The sequence below is a fragment of the Paenarthrobacter sp. NPDC091711 genome (genome assembly GCF_044756605.1).
Lineage (GTDB): Bacteria > Actinomycetota > Actinomycetes > Actinomycetales > Micrococcaceae > Arthrobacter.
On record NZ_JBIVTF010000003.1, the window covers coordinates 47,329 to 66,982 of the forward strand.

At 61.0% G+C, this 19,654-nt stretch carries 20 protein-coding genes; 12 read left to right on the top strand and 8 right to left on the bottom strand.

Going from position 1 to position 19,654, the window contains the following annotated elements; genetic code table 11:
- Positions 1-73: 73 nt before the first annotated feature.
- The gene (locus tag ACIQH5_RS05980; protein ID WP_400401161.1) at positions 74-367 is read left to right on the top strand and encodes a DUF4287 domain-containing protein; all 294 of its coding nucleotides are present in this window, start codon (positions 74-76) and stop codon (positions 365-367) included.
- Between the two features lie 80 nt (positions 368-447).
- Complete coding sequence (locus ACIQH5_RS05985; RefSeq protein ID WP_400401163.1) at positions 448-897, top strand: SRPBCC family protein; 450 nt, start codon at positions 448-450, stop codon at positions 895-897.
- On the opposite strand, the gene ACIQH5_RS05990 is transcribed toward ACIQH5_RS05985, so the two are convergent.
- The 5 genes from ACIQH5_RS05990 to ACIQH5_RS06010 are packed head-to-tail and all read right to left on the bottom strand — an operon-like array spanning position 894 to position 6,606.
- On the bottom strand, positions 894-1,877 hold the full coding sequence (locus ACIQH5_RS05990; RefSeq protein WP_400401165.1) for a glycerate kinase: 984 nt from the start codon (positions 1,875-1,877) through the stop codon (positions 894-896). The genes ACIQH5_RS05985 and ACIQH5_RS05990 overlap by 4 nt on opposite strands.
- Positions 1,874-2,863, bottom strand: coding sequence for a 2-hydroxyacid dehydrogenase (locus tag ACIQH5_RS05995; protein ID WP_400401167.1), 990 nt, complete (start codon positions 2,861-2,863; stop codon positions 1,874-1,876). The genes ACIQH5_RS05990 and ACIQH5_RS05995 overlap by 4 nt, the downstream gene beginning before the upstream one ends.
- 2 nt (positions 2,864-2,865) lie before the next feature.
- Positions 2,866-3,879, bottom strand: a complete 1,014-nt coding sequence (locus ACIQH5_RS06000; protein WP_400401169.1) for a hydroxymethylglutaryl-CoA lyase — start codon at positions 3,877-3,879, stop codon at positions 2,866-2,868.
- Positions 3,876-5,126 (bottom strand): CaiB/BaiF CoA transferase family protein, encoded by a 1,251-nt coding sequence (locus tag ACIQH5_RS06005; protein ID WP_400401171.1) that lies wholly within the window; start codon positions 5,124-5,126, stop codon positions 3,876-3,878. Before ACIQH5_RS06005 ends, ACIQH5_RS06000 begins: the two co-directional genes overlap by 4 nt.
- A gap of 40 nt (positions 5,127-5,166) precedes the next feature.
- The gene (locus tag ACIQH5_RS06010; protein ID WP_400401173.1) at positions 5,167-6,606 is read right to left on the bottom strand and encodes a GntP family permease; all 1,440 of its coding nucleotides are present in this window, start codon (positions 6,604-6,606) and stop codon (positions 5,167-5,169) included.
- Positions 6,607-6,740: 134 nt separating this feature from the next.
- Between ACIQH5_RS06010 and ACIQH5_RS06015 the strand changes: the two genes are divergently transcribed.
- From ACIQH5_RS06015 to ACIQH5_RS06035, 5 genes are all read left to right on the top strand, one after another.
- Entirely contained in the window at positions 6,741-7,253 is a 513-nt protein-coding gene (locus ACIQH5_RS06015) for a GNAT family N-acetyltransferase (RefSeq protein WP_400401175.1), read from the top strand.
- An 88-nt stretch (positions 7,254-7,341) separates the two neighbouring features.
- Positions 7,342-8,418 carry an alpha/beta hydrolase gene (locus ACIQH5_RS06020; protein ID WP_400401177.1) on the top strand — a complete coding sequence of 359 codons (1,077 nt, stop codon included), beginning with the start codon at positions 7,342-7,344 and terminating at the stop codon, positions 8,416-8,418.
- A gap of 60 nt (positions 8,419-8,478) precedes the next feature.
- Positions 8,479-9,438, top strand: coding sequence for an alpha/beta hydrolase (locus ACIQH5_RS06025; protein ID WP_400401179.1), 960 nt, complete (start codon positions 8,479-8,481; stop codon positions 9,436-9,438).
- Positions 9,439-9,533: 95 nt separating this feature from the next.
- Positions 9,534-10,160 (top strand): FMN reductase, encoded by a 627-nt coding sequence (locus ACIQH5_RS06030; protein ID WP_400401855.1) that lies wholly within the window; start codon positions 9,534-9,536, stop codon positions 10,158-10,160.
- Between the two features lie 49 nt (positions 10,161-10,209).
- Positions 10,210-10,566, top strand: a complete 357-nt coding sequence (locus ACIQH5_RS06035) for a zf-TFIIB domain-containing protein (RefSeq protein WP_143711683.1) — start codon at positions 10,210-10,212, stop codon at positions 10,564-10,566.
- Positions 10,567-10,569: 3 nt separating this feature from the next.
- Here the strand turns inward: ACIQH5_RS06035 and ACIQH5_RS06040 are convergent, their stop codons facing one another.
- A complete protein-coding gene (locus tag ACIQH5_RS06040) occupies positions 10,570-11,145 on the bottom strand; it encodes a hypothetical protein (protein ID WP_400401181.1) in 576 nt (191 codons plus the stop codon).
- Between the two features lie 7 nt (positions 11,146-11,152).
- Positions 11,153-11,626 (bottom strand): hypothetical protein, encoded by a 474-nt coding sequence (locus ACIQH5_RS06045; protein ID WP_400401858.1) that lies wholly within the window; start codon positions 11,624-11,626, stop codon positions 11,153-11,155.
- A gap of 590 nt (positions 11,627-12,216) precedes the next feature.
- Here ACIQH5_RS06045 and dnaB point away from each other — a divergent pair.
- The 4 genes from dnaB (at position 12,217) to ACIQH5_RS06065 (ending at position 16,781) form a co-directional block, all read left to right on the top strand.
- Positions 12,217-13,605, top strand: a complete 1,389-nt coding sequence (gene dnaB / locus ACIQH5_RS06050) for a replicative DNA helicase (RefSeq protein ID WP_017197290.1) — start codon at positions 12,217-12,219, stop codon at positions 13,603-13,605.
- Between the two features lie 102 nt (positions 13,606-13,707).
- Entirely contained in the window at positions 13,708-14,433 is a 726-nt protein-coding gene (locus ACIQH5_RS06055; protein ID WP_400401183.1) for a hypothetical protein, read from the top strand.
- A gap of 385 nt (positions 14,434-14,818) precedes the next feature.
- A complete protein-coding gene (locus tag ACIQH5_RS06060; protein ID WP_400401185.1) occupies positions 14,819-16,096 on the top strand; it encodes a hypothetical protein in 1,278 nt (425 codons plus the stop codon).
- Between the two features lie 133 nt (positions 16,097-16,229).
- Positions 16,230-16,781, top strand: coding sequence for a transcriptional initiation protein Tat (locus ACIQH5_RS06065; protein WP_400401187.1), 552 nt, complete (start codon positions 16,230-16,232; stop codon positions 16,779-16,781).
- Positions 16,782-17,185: 404 nt separating this feature from the next.
- Here ACIQH5_RS06065 and ACIQH5_RS06070 read toward each other — a convergent pair whose 3' ends face one another.
- Complete coding sequence (locus ACIQH5_RS06070) at positions 17,186-17,845, bottom strand: hypothetical protein (protein ID WP_400401189.1); 660 nt, start codon at positions 17,843-17,845, stop codon at positions 17,186-17,188.
- A gap of 366 nt (positions 17,846-18,211) precedes the next feature.
- Between ACIQH5_RS06070 and ACIQH5_RS06075 the strand changes: the two genes are divergently transcribed.
- Positions 18,212-19,633: a sugar transferase gene (locus ACIQH5_RS06075; RefSeq protein WP_400401191.1), complete on the top strand. Its 1,422-nt coding sequence runs from the start codon at positions 18,212-18,214 to the stop codon at positions 19,631-19,633.
- Positions 19,634-19,654: the final 21 nt, after the last annotated feature.

Here is a 19,654-nt window from a genome sequence, read left to right on the forward strand (position 1 = left end):
CATTCAGCCCGATAGGATGTCCGCACGTACCAAAGATTTCCGCCCGTTGAAGCAACGACGAAAGGCGACACTGATGTCGTTCCAGGCTTACCTTGATGCCATTGAAGACAAAACCGGGCTTACCCCACGGCAACTGGTTGAAATTGCGGAAACCAAGGGCTTCAATGACCCTTCGGTGAAAGCCGGAACCATCCTTGAATGGCTCAAAGCTGACTACGATCTTGGCCGCGGCCACGGAATGGCGTTGGTGCACGTCATCAAGAAGGGCCCAAAAATCGACAGCAAGCATGTGGGGTCGGACGGAACTCACCGCGATGAGTCGGACACGCTGTGGTTGGACGGCAAGGACAGCAAGCCAACACCTTGATGCGATGGTGGCGGGCTAACACTAAGCATGCTTAGCTTAGGGTCAAGCCATTTCCTGTTGTGCACGCAGAGAGGAACACCATGGCCACCGTGACGCAGCTCTTCACATCCCCTGCCGCTGACATTTGGAGGGTGATCGAGGATGGCTGGCTCTATTCCGGCTGGGTGGTGGGGGCCTCAAGAATCCGCGCCGTGGACGAGCACTGGCCACAAGTTGGTGCAAAGTTGCACCATTCCGTAGGCTCCTGGCCCTTCCTTATTGATGACAGCAGCCGCGTGACGAGCATGGAACCGCGCCAAAAACTGGAACTCCTTGCGAGGGGATGGCCGCTGGGCGAGGCCAGGGTGCTGATCACGTTGGAGGACCTCGGCGGCTCCCAATGCCGTGTCTCCATTTCGGAGGATGCCGTGCGTGGACCGGGAAAAATGGTGCCCAAGGCCCTGCGTGATCCCATCATTTCCGTCCGAAACCGCGAGACCCTGAGACGGCTGGAACTCATGGCCGCAGGCGGAGCCGGCAGCAAAAACTAAATCGTGGACTGGCGGGTAGCGATTGCACGGCCTGCAGCATGCAGAGCTTCGAGGTCGCTGGCAATAATGACGTCCGCAAAATTCTTCGTGTAGGTGCCCAGATCCTCATGAACGGACCCGACAACAGCCACTACGGGTATCCCGCGTCCTGCTTGACGCACGCGGTCCAAAATTGCCGAGATGATCTTTCCCTCCCCTGTTTGGGAATCCAGGCGCCCCTCGCCCACCACCACGGCTTCCGTACTGCTGAGCCTGGAATCGAAGTCGACAGCATCCAACACTGCCTCCGCCCCGGAGACTAGTTCGGCATCAAAGGAGGCCCACAGCCCGCCGGACAGCCCGCCCGCTGCTCCGGTCCGCGGAACGCCTGAGGGGTCGCGCGGAAGTTCGGATGCCAGTCGGCTTAAGCGCTCCTCCAACAGGAGGACCGTTTCCGGGTCCGCGCCCTTCTGCGGCCCAAAGACCTGCGCAGCATCCAGGAACGTAGTGGTGACATCGGACAGCACAGTGATCCGGGCGTCGCCAAGACCCCCGTTTTCCTTGATGGCCCGGACAGCGCCGGCACCTCCGTCGGTAGTTGCTGAACCACCGGCGGCCACCAGGATGGACGTGGCTCCAAGATTTACCGCCGCGGAAATCATCAGGCCGGTTCCATAGGTGCTGGCCGATACCGCGTCCTGAGGGGTGGTTCGCGCGGCCACCAGCCCGCTCGCCTGGGAAACCTCGACGACGGCGGTTCCGTCTGCGGCCAGCCCCACGATGGCTTGGAGCGGCTCACCCCAGGCATTGACGACGTCCACACGCACCGGAGAGGCGCGAAGGCCGCGGCAGAGGGCGTCGAAAGTCCCTTCACCGCCATCGGCGACGGGAAGCTGCATGGCCGAGCCGCCGGCGTCGTGAATTCCGGCAGTGATGGCCGCCGCGACCTCGGCCGCCGAGTATGTCCCCTTGAAGCTGTCCGGGGCCACCAGGATGCTCATACCCGCACCAGCGCGTTGACAGGGTGGAGTGGCTGGCGGCCTTCCGCGATGGCGATGGCGTTGAGTGCGCTAAGCCTGGCCATTTCGGCGCGCACAGGGACGGTGGCGCTGCCAACGTGTGGCAGCAGGACCGTGTTGGGCAATTCGGCGAGACCGTGAGCCAGTTGCGGCTCGTCCTCGAACACATCCAGGCCAGCGCCCGCAATCACCCCATTGCGCAGGGCTTCAACCAGGGCGGACTCGTCCACCACCGGGCCACGGGCGGTGTTGATAAGGATGGCGTTGGGCTTCATGCGCTGCAGAACGGACGCATGCACCAAATGTCGGGTCTGCTCGTTGAAGGGAACGTGCAGGGACAGGAAATCGCTGCGCTCCACGAGTTCACCCCACGGTACCTGCCGGACCTTGCCCGCGAATTCTCCCAGTTCTTCATCGCTGACCGGGCGGTCATCCGGCGGACGGGGTGAGAAGAGCACGTCCATGCCGAATCCCAGGGCGCGCCTGGCCACGGCCCGCGCGATCCTGCCGAACCCGGCCAATCCCAGGACCGCTCCGGAGACATCGCGGCCCAGCATGAACTCAGGCTCCCATCCGAGGAACTTTCCTTCGCGGACTACCCGGTCGGCTTCCACCACGCGGCGTGCCGTGCCCAGAATCAGCAGCATGGCAATGTCCGCGGTCGCATCAGTCAGGACGCCGGGGGTGTTGCCCACAAGGATGCCGTGCCGCGTGGCTGAGTCCACATCGATGTTGTTGTAGCCCACCGCGTAGTTGGAGATTCCCTTCAGCCGGGCGTTCGCCAGTAGCGGTTCATCCATGGCGTCACGCAGTTGGGTGAGCACCACGTCGTAGTCGCCGGAGGCACACAGCGCGGAGAGCGTCGCGTAGTCAGGCGGCTCGGGCAGGACAGTGACCTGGCCGGCGTCGGACAGTAGTTGTAGTCCAGGTTCAGGGATGGCCGTGGTGACCAGGAAATGATGACCCATGTTTAGTTGCCTCCGGCGGAGGCTGGTTGGACAGCGGATGCCGGCTGAACGAGCGCGACCTCACCACTGGCCGGCATGACCCACTCAAAGGCCGCCGCCTTGGACCGCGCTCCCTGAGCCGCCTTGGAACGGTTCGGCTCACCCAGTTCTGACAGCAACTTCTCTGAGAGGACCACGAGTTCGCCAAAGACGTCCGGGGTCAGCCAGCCGGGGCGGGTTGCGAAGAGGATGTCTTCAGTGGAGGTGTTGCCGCTGGCGCCGGGTGCGAACGGGCAGCCGCCCAGGCCTCCGAGGGCGCCGTCCACCATCTCGGCACCGGCCTGAATGGCCGCAAGCGTGTTGGCCACGCCCAGTCCCCAGGTGTCGTGACCGTGGTACACAATCCGACGCTTGGGGGACTCATCCCGCACACGGGTGATCAGGCGGGATACCTGCGCGGGAACGGCCTGCCCCAACGTATCGCAGATGACGATGTCCGTGGTGCCTTCGGCGCGGGGATCGTTGGCGATGGAGAGGATGCGCTCCTCGGGGACGTAACCCTCAAAGGGGCAGGTGAAGGAAGTGGCAATACAGAGCTGGATGTTGCCATTCACTGCGCGGGTGTACTCAATGGCCTCGGGCAAAGCGGCCAGGCTCTGGTCAGTGGTGCGCCCGATATTCGCCTTGTTATGCGAATCCGAGGCGGAAAGGCAGTACTGGAAATTCCGCGCGCCAGCGGCAGACGCTTTGGCTACGTGACCGGGTGTTGCCACCCAGATCCAGCATTTCTCCAGTTCCTCGGGCGTGAGCGCCTGGACCACTTCCAGTGTGTTGGCCATGGTGGGGACCAAGTCTGCGCGGGCCATGGAGCCCAGCTCTATCGCCGGCACTCCCAAGCGCAGCAGCTCCCGCACGGTCTCGATCTTCTGTTCGGCAGGCAGGAGTTTGCCGGTGAGCTGAAGTCCATCGCGCAGCGTGACGTCCCTAAGGATGACGTTGCCCAGCGTGGTGGCCAGGGGACTTTCGAAGCGGTTCATGGTCGGAGAGCCTCCTCGCGGCCGGAAGCCGCATTGATTTGGGCGGGGTCCATGTTGAGGAGTCCGCCAAGGATTTCCTGGGTGTTTTCGCCCAGATCCGGGCCCAGGTTCCTAATGGGCAGGGACTGGTTACCGATTACCGGAACAATGCCTGGGAAGCCCACTCCGGGAAGGATTTCCTCACCGGTGGAAACGTCAAACTTCTGGATCATGTTGCGGGCGGCGTACTGGCTGTCCGTGCTGATGTCCGCCGCGGTGTAAATGGGGCCGGCCGGAACACCGGCGGCTTCCAGAGCCGCGAGGGCTTCGGCACCGGACAGCGTGGCTGCCCATTCGCCGATTGCCTGATCCAGTTCTTCGCGCTGCGCCCAACGCCCGGCGTTCGTCTGCAGGGAAGGGTCCTCCGCAAGGTCCGGGCGGCCGATGGTCTGCATGTATCGCTGGTAGATCGAGTCACCGTTTCCGGCCACCACAATGCTCGCGCCGTCCTTGCACACGTAAGCGTTGGAAGGAGCGATGCCCTCCATACGGCCACCCACGCGCTGCCGGTCCACGCCGTAGGCCTGATAGTCCGGGATGAGCGATTCCATCATGGAGAACATGGCTTCGTTCAGCGCGACGTCAATGATGCGCTCGGTGAGCGGAACTGCGCCAGCCGAGTCCCGTCGTCGTGCTTCACGTTGATAAAGGCTCATCATGGAGCCGAAGGCGGCATAAAGGCCAGCGATCGAGTCTCCAATCGAGACGCCAACCCGGACGGGGGCGCGGTCCGGATCGCCCACCAGGTTGCGGAACCCGCCGTAGGCTTCAGCGACGGCGGCGAAACCGGGCCGCTCTGACAGGGGGCCCGTCTGCCCGAAGGCGGAGATACGCGTGACGATCAGGTCAGGATTGGCCTCGTTGAGGACTTCAGGGCCCAAACCCCACTTTTCAAGGGTGCCCGGGCGAAAGTTCTCCAGCAGGATGTCGCACTTGGCAACGAGCTCCAGCACTGCCTGCTTGCCCGCGTCCGTGCGCAGATCCAGGACCACGGACTTCTTATTGCGGTTCAACGTGCGGTACAGCATGGATGTGTTGCCCTTGTGCAGGCGCCAGTTGCGCAGTTCGTCGCCGGTCCCGGGCCGTTCCACCTTGATGACTTCAGCTCCGAAGTCGGCCAGCAGCCTGCCTGCCGTGGGCGCGGCGATGTAGTTGCCGAGTTCCAGGACCCGGACGCCGTCCAGGGGGGCGATTGTTTGGTGTGTCATGGTCTTCTTTCGTGCGTGGCGGGTAGGTTGGCAGGGCCGGTCAGAACAGCAGGCTCATGGGCAGGATCAGCAGGATCGCAACCACAGAGGCTACGGACACTCCTACCGTGACCGATTTGAGTGCACCCCTCACACTCTGGCCCAAAAGTGACTGCAGGAGCCAGAACGTGTTGCTGGTGACGTGAACCATGAAGAGCGATCCCGCACCGGCAGCGAGTGCCAGCAGCACAGGATCCAATCCGATGGCCGGTGCGATGGGGGCCAGCAGACCAGCCGCAGTTATGGCGGACAGGGTGACGGACCCGACGGCGATGTGCAGGACGGCCGCGATGGCCCAGACCACCAGCAACGGGGCAACGGTGCTTGCGGAGAAGAAGCCTCCCAGGATGTCGCCCAAGCCTGCGGCCGCAACTGTTGCGGCAAGCGATCCACCGACGCCGGTGAGGATCAGGATTTGCCCGCTCTCCTTGAACCCAACTGCAATGGCCTCCTCAACCTTCTTCTGTCCGATGGCGGCGCGGGTCACCAGGCAGGTGCCGATAAGGCCGATCAGCAGGGCAATCACGGGCTCGCCCAGGAGCTGGAGCCAGGGGAGTTCGATCTCGAGAATTTCCAGGATTGCACCGGCTCCGATGAGGAGCAGGGAAGTCAGCAGTGGCGCGAACAGCAGGATCAGCGGGGCTTCCTTGCGTTCGCGTTCGACGACGGTAACGGTACCGCCGGACGGCTGGGCGCTGGATGCGGATGAGCCTCGGTCAGGGTTGGCCGTGGGCGGGGTGGATGCTGCGCTACTGGCTGCTTCTTCGCCCTCGCTGTCCTCCTCCGCCACGAACGTATGGTCCTCGTCCTTGGCTTCGTTCCAGAATCCGCGGCGGAACAAGAAGGTCATGATGGCGATGGAAATGATGATCGTTGGAATGACCAGGAGCAAGCCGAACAGGAGCATCTTGCCGAGTGGCACGTTCAAGAGGCCTGCCAGCGCGAGTGAGGCGACGCCGGGTACCGTGAAGACGATGCCGCATTCCAAGGCGATGGCCATGGCCGTAGCCATGCGTGCCGTGCCAAGCTTGCCGATTTTTGGTGCCAACTTGCGGGCAAGCGGCGCTGAGATGACCAGCAGGACGTCCAGGAAGATCGACTGCAACACCGTCCCGATAGCCAAGCCCATGGTGTAGGGGAGTCGCTTGGGGCCGAAGGTCTTGAGGAGATGCTCCACGAGCCGGCGGATCGCACCGCTCTGGTTGAGGATGGAACCCATCAGGACGCCGAACGCGATGAGCAGGCCGACATCCACCATGATCTCGCCGAATCCACCTGTGATGGTTTTGACGGTCTCTTCAACGCCGAGACCCACCGCCAGGCCGAGGTAAACAGAGGCGAGGATCAGGGAAATCACCGGGTTGACCCGGAAGCGGACGATCAACAGCACAGCGGCCAGAACCGCGACAGCTGTGTTGATCAGAACAGCAATGTCTGACATGGGGAAATCCGATCGTTGGGCCTTCCGCACTGAAGGCTGGAATCTGACGTGCACCGTGAGGAGGCCACATCACTCATCCCATATTATGAGTTTGAACTCATAATGCAAGTACTTTCCGAAACTAGACTGAAATCATGACGTTCGTGATCAGGCCTGCCATCGAGTCCGACGTGCCCGGGATTGTGGCGTTGGACCTTTCGGCCGGCAGCTCGTCTACCGCCAACGCCGACGCCTTCGCGTCAAATATCAGCGCTGCAATCTCCGACTCGGCACGTCTCGTCCTGGTGGCCGAAACTCAGGCAGGTGTGACCACGGAAGGCGGATCCGGCGTCGTGGGGTGGGCGAAAACGCATCACTGGGATTTTCCCGACGGCCCTGCTCCTGGCGGTCACTATCTGGGAGGTGTCACCGTGCTGCCGGAGTTCAGGCGCCGCGGAGTAGCGACGAAACTGACCGAAGCGCGGCTGCGATGGATCTGGGAACGGGCGGACCGGGCCTGGTATGTGGTCAACGCGCGAAACCAGGCGTCTCTGGCTCTCCACTCCAAGTGGGGTTTTCGGGAGGTGGCGAGAGGTCCGCGTTTTCACACCGTAAAGTTCGACGGCGGCGAGGGGGTTCTGCTCTCAGCGGCGCGTCCGCTGCCCTGACGTTTGGGACGCGCGTGGGGCTTCCCTTCGCTGTCCTGCCGTTGCGCCTTAGCATGGTCCTCAGGTGCACCGAGTGGGGGAGTGTGTGATGGGACCGTTGGAATCGATCCAAGCCAAGACGCCGGGTGTTGAATCAGAAGCAACGAACTCACCGCCGAAGGCACCCCGAAGGCGGTGGACGCGATATCGGAAGCTTGAATTGGCGATCCTGCTGGTGCTGCTCGTCGCGCTGGCACTTTCGGCCACTCCGTGGCCTTCGGCACTTCTGATCCGTAGTGTTTTTGAGCGCGGGGCGCAGGCAACAATCGACGAAATGACGCCGTATGTTCCGGATGCGCCGCTGCAAACCCGGGACGGCGTCGTGTACAAGCCCGGTTCCACCTTCGATGTCTTCAGTCCTGCAGGCACCGCTGCCCCACTTCCTACTGTGGTGTGGATACACGGAGGCGCCTGGATTTCAGGGGCCCAGCGCGATGTGAATCCATACCTGAAGATCATCGCGGCCGAGGGCTACACCACCATCGGCATGAGTTACCCGATAGCCCCGGAAGCCACCTATCCTACGGCGGTGCGGGACATCAACGAAGCCCTCGCCTACATCAAGGCCCACGCCGCCGAGCTGAACGTAGACACCAGCCGCATCGTTCTCGCCGGTGACTCCGCCGGCGCCCAGCTCGCCAGCCAGATGACCACGCTCACCGTGAACCCCGAGTATGCCAATCTGATGGGAATTGAGCCCGCGCTCCAGAAGTCGGATCTGGCGGCCACCATCCTGCACTGCGGCGTATACGACCTTCGGGCCATGGCTGATCTCAATGGAATAGTGGCCTGGGGCTTCAAGACGTCTCTGTGGGCCTATACGGGCACCAAGGACTGGTCTGCTACGTACGCCGGGGCCACCATGTCCACCATCGATTTCGTGACCGAGGACTTCCCTCCCACGTTCATCAGTGGCGGCAACGGCGATGGGCTCACGTGGCTCCAGTCGGTTCCGTACAGCAACCGGCTGAAGGGCGCCGGTGTTCCAGTGACAGAGCTCTTCTGGCCAGCAACGCACCAGCCTGAGCTCCCGCATGAGTATCAGTTCCATCTGAACTTTGCCGAGGCGCGTGAGGCGCGGGACAAGACGTTCGACTTCTTGTCCGAGCATGCAGCGAGGCGGTAGAACCAGCCGGGTCCATCCGCGCCATTCAATATATCTCCATGATGGAACTATTATTGAGTAATGACTCCAACCGATCAGGCACCCGCCCGCGCTCCCCGTCAAGTGCTCTTCTGGGTATCGTGCCTGTGTGTAGTGGCCCTCACGCTTGTTCCCCTGTGGATGTTGGTGGGGAATGCCGCAGTCCCGCGCGGACATCCGCTCCTGCCGTCGCTGTTAGTGACATCCGCCGTCGTCGGAATTCTTTGGGGCGTCCTGCTATGGCGTCGACGCGGCAGGTCACCCAAGCGCTCCGTAGCCAGAGCTGTTGGGGCGTGGGCTGCGCGTATTGCCGTGCTGGCACTCGTGGCCATGCTGGTGTGGCTGAATCCTTTCGCCTATCAAGCCTCCGGAGCGGCTGAAGCGGGATCCACCACCGGGGTTTCCTTGGTGGATTCGCACGCGGCCCTCACCCTGACTCCGGCAGGGGCGTCTGCCACCAAAGGACTGATTTTCTATCCGGGCGCTCGAGTTGAGGCGCGGGCATATGCGGACATCCTCCGACCTGCGGCGGATGCCGGGGTTCTTGTGGTCATTCTCAAGACGCCCCTGAACCTGAGTTTGTTGGACGGAAACCAGGCGCGGGGGGCCATGGCTGATCATCCGGAAATCTCCACGTGGGCCGTGGGTGGCCACTCGCTGGGTGGCGTCAGCGCAAGCTCCTTTGCCCTTGAAAACCAGGAAGTGGACGGTCTGCTGCTGTACGCCTCCTACCCGTTGGATTCCCTGCGTGACCGGCCGGGGCTGCGGGTCCTGTCCATCTCGGGCTCGGAAGACGGGCTCAGTACGCCCGCCAAGATTGACGCATCCCATGAGTTGCTGCCCCTCGATACGACCTTCATCGAGGTTCAAGGCGGGAATCATGCGTTCTTCGGAAACTATGGTGCGCAGCCCGGCGACGGCGAACCTTCCGTGGACCGCGACGTCGCCCAAGGGCAGATTGCCGGGGCTACTGTGGCGTTTCTGACCCAGCTCACGGGGTAGCCCGGGCGCCCCGGGAATACTTCAGAGCCGCTCCCTGTTCATTGATTTAGATGCAAACGCATGTAAGCTGGATGAACGAGCAACAGGAGAATGCCATGGAAACCCGCCGCATTACCGTACTTTCCGCCGGACTCGGCGTCCCGTCGTCGAGCCGCTTGCTGGCCGACCAGCTGGCCGCTTCCACCGAGCGGCAACTGCGCGCGGCCGGGTACGACGCGAAGATTGACGTCGTCGAACTGCGCGATCTCGCAGTAGACATCGCCAATAACTTCGTCACCGGCTATGCCGCGCCGCGCCTCGCGGACGTGATTGCCGGCGTCGAGGATTCTGACGCCATCATCGCGGTCAGCCCCGTTTTCAGCGCCTCTTACAGCGGTCTGTTCAAGTCGTTCATCGACGTCTTGGACCCGAAGTCGTTGGAAGGAAAGGCCGTGTTGCTGGGGGCCACAGGCGGTACGGACCGCCACCAGATGGTCCTCGACTACGCCATGCGTCCCCTTTTCAGCTACCTGCGCACCAGGATCGCGGCTACGGGCATCTTCGCGGGGCCGCAGGACTGGGGAAACACCGACGACGGCGCCTCGCCCCTCTCGGTGCGCGTGGACCGGGCCGCGGGTGAACTGGTGCAGCTCTTGAGCGGACCCCAGCCTCACCGCAAGAACGACGCACTTGAGTCCCTGCCGTTCGAACAGTTGCTAGCCGGAATCTCAGCAGGTAGGTAGGCCGAACTAATTGCCCGGGCCGATCGTTGGGGCAAACATGAAGTGTCCTGTGGATTCCATTGACCTGGTGATGAGCGAACGAAGCGGTGTGGAGATCGACTACTGCCCGCAGTGCAGGGGTGTGTGGCTGGATCGCGGGGAGCTGGACAAGATCATTGACCGGGTCGCGGCAGAAACCATTCCCGCCCCTGCCCGGCCTCACGCCGCACCACCCCAGCCGCCGATCGCGCCGCCGCCCATCTACAACCCCTTCGAGTCACGGCCCCAGCAGCCCCGGTACGACGATAGGGACAGGCGCGACTACGACCGCAGGGACAACGATCGCCGCGACGGCTACAACCGCGATCAGTACGGCCGCAAGCGCAAGAAGAAGGAAGGCTTCCTGGGAGACTTGTTCGACTTCTAGGCTTTAGTCGTCCAAGAGCTCAATGAACTCGCGGGCCTGCTTGATGTTGATGTCTGAGTGGCGCGTCAAAGCAAGTGCCGCGCCCTCAACGTCGCCGCTTTTGGCCAATGTACGGATGCGGCCGTAAATCTCGTCGTTAAGCATGTTGCTGCTTACTTCCCGCGTGACATCGCCCTTGCTGACGATTGCCCTGTACCTGTAGGGGAAGCGTTCAGGTCCGTCGTCGTCGTCGGAAATCAAGTCCTTGGGCGGGGCCTCCGGCGTGAACGGCTGGGGATGCGACGCCAGAGCGCCGACGGCGTTACGCGAGGCCCGCAGGCCCTCTCCAGTCGCCTGCAGGTACAGCTTGATGGCCGCCATGCCCTGTCCCTGCGCAATAAGCGAGTAAAGCTGCCTGTGCTGTTCTTGGTTGAGCTTGGCTGCAGACTCTTTGGCCAACTCCACCGGATCCTTGGGTGCATTCGCCACTGCGGCGTCGGCCTTGCTTTCAGCGGAACGCTTGGTGAAGGACCGAATAAGCAGGAGCACGCCCGCAATGACCGCAACGAGGATCAGGAGCGGGATGAGGATGGAATCCATGGCGTTGTCAGAGCCGATCTACGTAGTTCTTGGCAGTAAGCAAATCCGAGTGGGTGGCCTGGCGCAGGACTTTGATGGCCTCGATCTTCTTCCCGCTACGGACCAGGTTCTGTAACTCGAAGGCGAGTTGCGGGTTCAGCTGACCATTGGGAAGTACGGCGGGCTGGTGTCCTGTTTGGCCGGCAGCGTGAGACCGTGCAGCCTGGGCTTGGATGGCCGTCCTGGAGTTCTCTGCCTGTTCCCTCTGGCTGGCCTCGTTCTGGCTCGGCTTAGTGGTGGCATCGATCCGCGCGCGGAGGGCCAATGCCTCCCGCACCTGGGATGCCTGGTGGGCAGCGGAACGTGCCGCCAGTTCGCGCTGATACCTCTCTGCGTCCGAGACGCCGGTATCTCGCGGCTTGAAGGCCGCCGTGAGTGCCCATAACAGGCCCACGAGGACAAGAAGCGGAAGGACAATCGTCAGTACGTCACCAAAGTTCATCCCCATGCTTAGAGCTTATGCCAGAACTTCGTTATCCACAGCACATTCCACTTTCGGCATAGGCTTCTGAGAGAACTCTGTCAAATTAAGGCAGGGATTGTAAGATGCATCACATTTGAGGCATGTACGACATGATTTCCCTCGGCTGATTGACCCTTCGGGCGCAGCGTCTGTGGATTAATCGCTCGCAAAATTTTCTCCCCTCCACAGCTTGTGAAGAGCGTTTTCCCAGCTCAGAGCGTGATTTCCCCAAAAAGAATTTCTCTATCCACAGGGTAACGCACAGTCTGTGCACAACGTGTGGTCGGTATTCCACAGGTTATCCACAAGGGGTGTCCGGCACCTGCTGTAACGTGTCTGAAGTGTCCATTTTGGGCACGAATATCCCGCGACGTGGTTCTTCGGGTCCCGAAAAGTCACCACTGGTGACGGGTCCAAGGACTCGACTGTGGATAACTTGTGGATACGCCCAATTTTGTCGGACCAGCCTGACATCCTGAGATGCATCAGGTGGACCCGTATCCACGCACTGCGCTTTACGGGCCGTCAGGGAATACATCTCTGCAGCGGCACACAAATGGAGGACGGCTTTGTCAGTTACGCACTTGGACTCAATCGAGGGCTCACGCGCTTCGGACTCGAGCCGGAAACCTCCCCAGGACATCCCCGCTGAGCAGTCGGTGCTCGGTGGCATGATGCTCTCCAAGGACGCCATTGCCGACGTCGTGGAGATTGTTCGTGGACACGACTTCTACCGTCCAGCTCACGAGACCATCTATGAATCCATCATCGACCTCTACGGCCGTGGCGAACCCGCCGACGCCGTCACCGTCTCAGATGAACTGACAAAGCGCGGTGAGATCAACAGGATCGGTGGGCCCGCATACCTCCACGAGCTCATCCAGACAGTGCCCACCGCGGCCAACGCCGGCTACTACGCCGAGATCGTTGCGGAGCGCGCAGTGCTGCGGCGTCTTGTTAACGCCGGTACCAAAATCGTCCAGATGGGCTACGGCCAGGACGGCGAAGTGGAAGACCTCGTCAACCAGGCGCAGGCCGAGGTGTACGCAGTGGCCGAGAAGCGTACGGCGGAGGACTACGTGGCGTTGAAGGACGTCATGGAATCCACCGTGGACGAAATTGAGGCCTCAGGTCACCGTGGCGAAGGCATGACGGGCGTTCCCACGGGCTTCTACGAACTCGACGAACTGACGCACGGCCTCCACCCCGGACAGATGATTGTTATCGCAGCCCGTCCTGCCGTGGGTAAGTCCACGTTCGCCTTGGACTTCGCCCGCTCCGCGGCCATCAAGAACAATCTGGCTACGGTCATGTTCTCCTTGGAAATGGGCCGGAACGAGATCGCCATGCGTCTTCTCTCCGCGGAAGCAACCATTGGCCTGCAGGATCTCCGCAAGGGCACCATCAAGGACGAGCAATGGTCCAAGATCGCCACCACCATGGGCCGCATGAACGATGCTCCGCTGTTCATTGATGACAGCCCCAACATGTCCCTCATGGAAATCCGCGCCAAGTGCCGCCGCCTCAAGCAACAGCACGACCTCAAGCTCGTGATCCTCGACTACCTCCAACTCATGAGCTCCGGTAAAAAAGTTGAGTCCCGCCAACAGGAAGTCTCCGAGTTCTCCCGTGCCCTCAAGCTGCTTGCCAAGGAACTGCAGGTTCCCGTCATCGCGCTGTCACAGCTGAACCGTGGTTCCGAGCAGCGCCAGGACAAGCGCCCCATGGTGTCCGACCTCCGTGAATCAGGTTCCATCGAGCAGGACGCCGATATGGTGATCCTGCTCCACCGCGAAGATGTGTACGACAAAGAATCGCCCCGAGCCGGCGAGGCAGACATCCTCATTGCCAAGCACCGTAACGGTCCCACCAAGGACATTGTGGTTGCCTTCCAAGGCCACTACTCACGCTTTGCCAACATGGCCGGTGAAACCGGAGCGGGTGGCGGCGGCTTCTAGCCCATTGCCTCTCTGAGCCCGTGATCCGAGCGGCCCTGTCAGGGCGGTAGTCTGGTTCGTGGCCGCGACTGCGGGAATTACTAAAGTCATTGGGGGAAATGAGTGAAGAAGAATTTGCTGCCCGGAATCGGTGCAACGGTTTTGGTGCTTATGGCATTGACGGCTTGTGGTGGGGCTACGGCATCACCCGAGTCTGGGTCTACCCCGGCAGGCAAAACTGCCACAGCCACACCAACACCCGCTAAGCAGTACACGAATGAAGAGCTAGTGGCATTGGTGGAGCAGGTAAAGGAATCCGACGGCACTAACAGGGCGGTAGTTTCAGGACCGGAGCTGGTGGCCCAGTTTGAGCCTGTTCGGGTGCTGACGAAAGCAACCATTGAGCCGGCAGGGTGCGCGGACTTGGGCACCCTCGGCGCATACCAGGCAATCGACGGTTCTACTTCTGCTGGCACGTCGAGGTCGAAAACCGGTGACTTCATCACCAGCCTGGCAGTAACCTCCGGCGTCGACACCGGAGTGCTGCAAGCGAACTTGGACAAGAGCAAGTCGCAGATTGAGGCGTGCAAGAAAGTGACGCTCTCTGCGGAGGGCGACACCATGACGCTTACTACCGAAAAAATCGACGGCGTCGGCAACGTGCCCGGGACGGTAGGGCTGAAAACCATCATGGTTATGCCGGATGGGAAGGCTGGAGCCATCTACAGCGCTCACGCAATCAAAAACGGCGTCCTGATTTCTGCCTCGGCCTCCAGTAATAATGCCGCATCCGGTGGCCCGGAAGCGGCAGGTGCGCTGATGGACCAAGCCGCCGCACTTATCAAATAGCTGCAACCTAAGGGTCGTAGGGCAAGGGGTTCGCCCGCCCTGCGGCCCTTTCGCTGTCTTTACGGATCGGTTGCTGTCGTCACCGGTCGGCCAACGCTAAAGCTTCCACCAGGCCCTGGTAGGTCTCGTCGATTGCCCCACTGCAGCATGATCACTGTGTGTCGGCCCGCTAGTTTAGTTGTTCTTCCATGGCCATCAGTGGTTAAACCCTCTGCTTCTACGTAGTCAGTAATGGGTGGCCCTAAATGGCGGCGGATATTTAGTGGTATTGATTGAATGCAATCAAGAATGCCGACGAGCCGTTTGGCAATTCCGGTCCCGGCGCTACGAATGTTTTCAGGTTGAGAACTTCGGAAAAGGCCGTTTCAAGAAGAGGAACACAATCATGACCACAGGGTCGGCGGCGAGCACTCATCAAGGGATCGAGGGGTCCAATTCAGCAGAAGAAGCAACAATTCTTGCGGAAAAGGGTGAACTGAAACTCCGTGTCCTGGGAACTGCTGTCTCAGTGGTGCTGCAGGCGGGGCTGACTCGGGAACTTCACGCGGAACTGCGGCGGGCGTGGTCACGCTGTCTCGATCAATCCGGCGAGTCGGTGCATGCCGTGAGTAGTTCTGTTGCAGACTCGGGTCACTCGGACGAACGCCCCTTTCGGGCCACAGTTTCCTCGGCGGTTGGCACTGCCCTGGTCACCGGCAGGACGTTCAGGGAATTCTCATCGGACCTGACAAGCGCCGTCACTTTGGCCGGCATCACCGCGGGACGAGGCGCCCTGGTCATGTTGCACGCCGCGGCATTGGCGGATGGAAAAACTGGCCGCACTGTGGCCCTTGTAGGCCGTTCGGGCATGGGTAAGACCACTGCAACAAGAAATCTCGGGGCCGCACTGGGCTACGTCACGGATGAGACCGTGGCCGTCGATGGTTCGGGCATGATCGTTCCGTACCCAAAACCACTATCGCTGATAGTGGAAGGGCCCACCGCCCCAAAGCATCAGATCAGCCCCGACGAACTCGGGCTGCTGGTGTCGCCGGCCGCGCCCACGCTGGCACTGGTGGTCCTGCTGGACCGAAAACCCGATGCCGACGTTCCCAGGGTCACTCCGCTTTCCCACGGCGAAGCAATTATCGAACTGGCACCCCACACATCGTCCCTGGGTGAGGTCCGCCAGCCAGTGAGTCGCCTTTGCGGGATCCTTGACGCGACCGGTGGTGCCGTCCGGGTGACGTACCGCGAAGCAGGAGACTTGGCCGGTGTCTTGCCGGCCCTCCTTGAGCGGCCAGCCATCGCCAAGACGTGGTCGACAGTCCTGAGTGAGGGTACACAGCAGTCCGAAGGTCAACTGCGCCTCGATGCCCCTTGCTTCACGGTTCTGAAGAGGGCAGATCTTCTCGACGCGGTTGAGATTCCGTTACCAGGCGGACACTGCACGGAACTCATCGTCATGAACGGCCAGGGCGTAGTGCGACTAACCGGTATTGGGCCTGCAATCTGGCATGCACTGGCCACTCCCTGCGATCTGAACGGCATCGCCGAGCGGCTCGCTCCTCATATTGGACTTCCAGACGGGTACGAATCCCATTTGCTGAGCAGCGTGGAGGAACTCAGGACCCATGGAGTTCTGATGGATGCCTCACCTGTTGAACCAGTAAAAAACCTATGAATCACGCATAGTACATCCCAAGCAGTAAAAAATGTGGCAAAAGAGAGCAATGATAAGTTCCGTTTGCACCGAAATTTCCACGAAAGATTTACTTCAGTCAGCTAGCGTGCTGACTGGCTTGAAGGAGCAAACGATGACCTTGGATAAAGGTAAAGCAAAAAGTTCGACTATTGACCGACGAAAGGTAGTCATTGGCACTGCGTGGAGCATTCCCGCAATTGCCATTGCTGCTGCAACTCCGGCATTGGCTGCCTCACTTCCGCCCGTCGTTGTGACGCCGGGAACCGGAACTGTCATCAGCAACTGGAAGGGCGACCACCACTACGGAAGCTTCGAAGAGGACCTGGATCAGCGGGCATACGATTTCCCCGTCACGGTAAAGGACGCCAACGGTAACCCTGTTGTCGGCGCAACCGTTACCGTCACCGTTTCCGGACAGAATGACGACGGCGACGTCCTGGGTATTTACGCGTACCCGGCACCGGATAACGGTGGCCCCGAATCGGACCAGAGCCGCAGTGTCACGGTGGTCACCGGGGCCGATGGTGTTGCACGTTTTGCCGTGAGCACACAGAACCTGAGTTCCAGCGAGCGGCCCTCAACGGCCACGATGACTGTGACCGTGACGTACAACGGGACCACTACTGTGTCCGTCATCAGTGTGGTTCTGACTGAATCCGACTAGAAGTCGAAACGTCAGCTGCCCCCACCTCGGATGGGGGCAGCTTTTGCTGTTTCGGCCTTATCGGGTGGTGGGTGTGTTCGCCCAGCCCGGTAAGAGCGCGCCTACGGGTCCGGCCCTTTGGTCGAGCCCGTAGGCTGCGTTCCTAGGCTCATTGGTCGAGCCTCCGCGTCAACGCTTGAGGCTCCCTACGGGTCCGCGGCCCCCACGAAGATTGGTGGTCCTTTTCGAACGCCCACGCCGTACCTTTGCGCCGGGCATTTGACCGCTCGCTCTTCACCAGCCGCGCGCTGGCCCCGCTGCGGTCTGCCCTGCAACTCCTACTGGCCTTACTGGATTTTTTCCGCTGCGATGATCTCCGTGGTGGAGCACCGAACGCCTACGTGGAAGATGCCTGAATGGCCTGTTTACCACCGCCCGGCGGCATGCCATTGAGCATCCGTGTGACTGTAACCAATCTCCTGAAGCGCATTCGCCAGTTCCCCGCGGGTGGCACATTTCAGGCCTGCTGCAGTGAGCTTACGACGTCCGCGGAAGAGATGTCCCCGCACGGTGGTGGTACGGAGTCCCAGCCCTGAGGCCAGTGAGGAAGCTGTGAGCGCCCGGCGCTGTGCGAAGAGTTCCAGTACTTGGATCTCACGGTCGGTGAGCCTGGTTCCGATGCTGGTTTGTGCTGGAAGCGTAGGGGCTGCCCCAACCACCACCGCTTCAATCTGGAGGGGTATCTCCGCAGCTGTCGAATCCTCATCCAGGATTGCAACGGCGCCCTCAGCAGCCAACGCGGACCGTTGGGCCTGGCTTACCGTTCCCAACACAATGCAGCGTCGCCCGGTTGCGGCAATAGTCCGGACCTTCAGTGGAAGTGGTACCTCATCATCAAAAAAGGCGTCCAATGCTATCCAGTGGGCAGCTCTTGGGTGATCGTGCGAAAAGGAAGCCCACGAGCTGTAGACCTTTCCAAGTGTTGTGGCTTTGGCACTGCTTTCCCACTCGGACATCACTGCGCTGTTGAGCACAGGATTTCTGTGGATGAAGTCGACATCAAAGGTGTATGCAACTGCTCCCAATTTGCCCTCCGATCGATGGACAGGCCCAAGGTTGTTCCGCGCCAGCCATAAGTGGATGTCGATCTGACACATCAGTAAGGTAGCCCTCCGGCTACGCCCCATCAGTGGCCTCTACCGCTCAAGCTCAGTGTTGAAGGGCCGAGCTGGGAGAGACTCGCGACGCGCGCTGTACGAGTGCCAGACCCCTAGTACTTTGGGAGTAGTCAGACCACCTCGTGTCGCGGGCCCTTCCATAATCAGACAGGCGGAGTAACTCCGCCTTCCTCACTCCTTCCGGAACCAACAGCTAGCCACACGGGATTTTTGGTGTTGACATTGATGAATAAACCCGCCCAAAGTGCGAGCAGCCCACGCCAGGTAAATGACATGCTTGAGCATGACGGCCGGGTAAAGGTCTTGCTGGTTGATTTCCTGTGCATCACATGGGCTGTAGCGATTGCCGAGCTACTTCGCTTCGGTCTTGAGCGCCCCTCACTGGGCATAGGGTCGGTTCAGACGCCATACCCTCTGGTGAGTGTGGTCCTCGACGTCCTCTGGTGGACAGCCTTGGGCGTTCTGGGGACCAGGGAACCTCGAATTCAGGGCTTCGGCACTGAGGAATACCGGCGGGTGACCACAGCTTCACTATGGCTGTTCGGAGGATTAGCCCTCTTCTCCTACGTGTTCCAGCTCGATACAGCCAGAGGCTACGTCGCAGTGGCCTTGCCGTTGGGCATGGTCAGCCTGCTCATTGGCCGGTGGGCCTTGCGGAAGGACCTCATCCTCCGGCGGAAGTCCGGCCAGCATCTTCGTCGTGTACTTGTTATTGGAGGGGCCCCGAGTGCAGCCCACCTTGTTCGCCAACTCCGCGCTCATCCAGCGGCGGGTTACCAGCCCGTCGCGGCGTATCTGACCACCTCTGATGCTAGCGGGCCTTGGCCGGCGGGCCTTGAGCTGCCCGTCATTGGGAAGGGCAAAGACCTGGACGGAATATTGGCAGCGGTGGAAGCCGCGGCCGCGGACTCCGTGGCCATATCCGGCGCAGACGTCGATCCGCCCACACTGCGGCAACTGGGTTGGTCTTTGACCGCCCGTGACATTGGCATGTTTATGGCACCAGCACTGACCGACGTCGCAGGCCCGCGCATTCACATGCAGCCCTTGGCCGGGTTGCCGCTGATCCACGTGACCACGCCCAACTTGGAGGGCCTGAAAGCGCTCGCAAAACGCGGATTCGATTTCTGTGCTTCCTTGGTCCTGCTCACTATCCTGGCCATCCCTATGTGCGTCGTTGCACTTTTGGTCAGGATCGACAGCCCTGGCCCCGCAATGTTCCGTCAGACCCGCATCGGCCGTTCCGGTGAAGTGTTCAGCATGCTGAAGTTTCGATCCATGGTGATCGATGCCGAGAAGCAATTGCCCCGGCTGACCGAACGGAATGAGGGCAATGCCGTCCTCTTCAAGATGAAGGATGATCCTCGCGTTACAAAGATAGGCCGGTTCATCCGTCGGTATTCCATTGACGAGCTACCCCAACTCTTCAACGTGCTCATGGGCGACATGAGTTTGGTGGGTCCCCGTCCGCCACTTCCAGTGGAAGTGGAAACCTACGACGAGTTTGCCCACCGCCGACTCTTGGTCAAACCCGGTCTCACCGGCCCATGGCAGGTCAGCGGGCGCAGCGATCTCTCCTGGGATGATTCAATTCGCTTGGACCTCTACTACGTGGAGAACTGGTCGATGTTTCAAGACATGATCTATCTCCTGCGAACCGTTAGAGCAGTCTTTGCCAAAGACGGTGCCTACTAAGCAGTCGGCTCCACCAGCTCA